This window comes from Pseudochrobactrum sp. AO18b (assembly GCF_000409565.1).
GTDB lineage: Bacteria > Pseudomonadota > Alphaproteobacteria > Rhizobiales > Rhizobiaceae > Pseudochrobactrum > Pseudochrobactrum saccharolyticum.
On sequence record NZ_ANNO01000387.1, the window covers coordinates 1 to 1,510 of the forward strand.

2 protein-coding genes are annotated in these 1,510 nt (G+C 48.3%); one reads left to right on the plus strand and one right to left on the minus strand.

The features are described 5' to 3' along the window. The first annotated feature begins 46 nt into the window (after positions 1–46). Positions 47–643: an ankyrin repeat domain-containing protein gene (locus tag A918_RS0114560; RefSeq protein WP_051139061.1), complete on the plus strand. Its 597-nt coding sequence runs from the start codon at positions 47–49 to the stop codon at positions 641–643. Between the two features lie 3 nt (positions 644–646). Here the strand turns inward: A918_RS0114560 and A918_RS0114565 are convergent, their stop codons facing one another. Next, positions 647–1,267 carry a pentapeptide repeat-containing protein gene (locus A918_RS0114565; RefSeq protein WP_022711769.1) on the minus strand — a complete coding sequence of 207 codons (621 nt, stop codon included), beginning with the start codon at positions 1,265–1,267 and terminating at the stop codon, positions 647–649. Positions 1,268–1,510 lie beyond the last annotated feature (243 nt).

Consider the following 1,510-nt stretch of genomic DNA (forward strand, 5'->3'; position numbering starts at 1 on the left):
CACTCTGCTTATTGCCGGTTTTATTTTGACAATCACGGGAGTTGCCATGTCCGCCTCAGCCAGCAAAGAACGCAAATTACTGGATGCCGCTGCCACCGGTGATGTCGCAACTATTCAGAGCCTGCTGAAAGATGGCGTCACTGCTGATACACGCAACGACCACCGCCAGACTGCATTACTGGTTGCAACCCATAATAATCAGATCGAAGCGGCTAAAGTTCTGATTGATGCCGGTGCCGATGTGAATGCCAAAGACATGATACAGGACAGCCCGTATCTCTATGCCGGAGCACGCGGCCATCTGGAAATTCTGAAAATGACTTTGAGCCATGGTGCTGATCTGAAAAGCACCAATCGCTTTGGCGGTACGGCACTTATTCCGGCATCCGAGCGCGGTCATGTGGAAACGGTGCGCACGCTGATTGAGGCCGGTGTTGATGTCGATCATGTCAATCGTCTCGGCTGGACTGCGCTGATTGAAGCCGTAATCCTGAGCGATGGCGGGCCTGCTCACGTAGAAATTGTAAAGCTTTTGAAAGCCGCCGGTGCCGATCTTTCTATCCCTGACAATGAAGGCGTAACAGCACTTCAGCACGCTAAAAAACGCGGCTTTGCTGAAATTGTTGCTGTGCTTGAGAAATAGTCTTTACAGAACCAGCAGACCGATGCCACTGAGAATATCCGTTGCCTGACTTTTTGAGATGATGGCACCTTTGAGCACAGTGGCATCGTGAAATGTCAGGCTGCCCAGATCGCAACCACGCAGATCAGCGCCCTTGAATTTGCTCAGCCGTAAAGTGGCGCCGCGCATCCGGCAATCGTGAAAAACCGTATCGCGGAAATCACATTCTCTGAGATCAGCTTCGCTGAAATCCATATTTGTCAGAGTTTTATTGCGAAATGACGCGCGCGGCAGAAAAGCTGCAATCAGCAAACATTCTTCAAAATCAGTGCCGATCAGGCTGCAATCAGTGAAATCCGCACCGGTAAGTTTGGAGCGTGAATATTTCACGCCATTGAGATTGGATCGGCTCCAGAATGTATTGGAGAGATCGCAATCGTAAAATTGTGCGCTATTGCCGTCAATATTGGACAGGTTCGCACCACTGAAACGGCATTTGTTGAATTGCGTTTCAGTAAGGATTGCGGCTTTGAAATTACAATTTGTAAATATGCATTCTGTGAAAACACAGTCCGATAAATCCTGACCGGATAAATCAGCCCCGTCACATATTAAGCCGCTGAAATTGCGGGTGCCGTCACTCATTTGCTTTAAGAATGCGACTGGCACAGGGCTGTTCTCAGCGTTTGCGGTTCAGGACAACATAGGCAACGCAACCGGCCAGACCGAAAGCGATAATACCCTGAATAAGAAATACCCACTGTATCATACTCATAACATCACCTTTTCATTGCAGGAAAAATATGATCTGCGCAGTGCTTTATCACTCCCCCGTGGCGATGTCAGCATTTTTAAACAGGAATATTATAAGCCAAAATTGAAAAACAC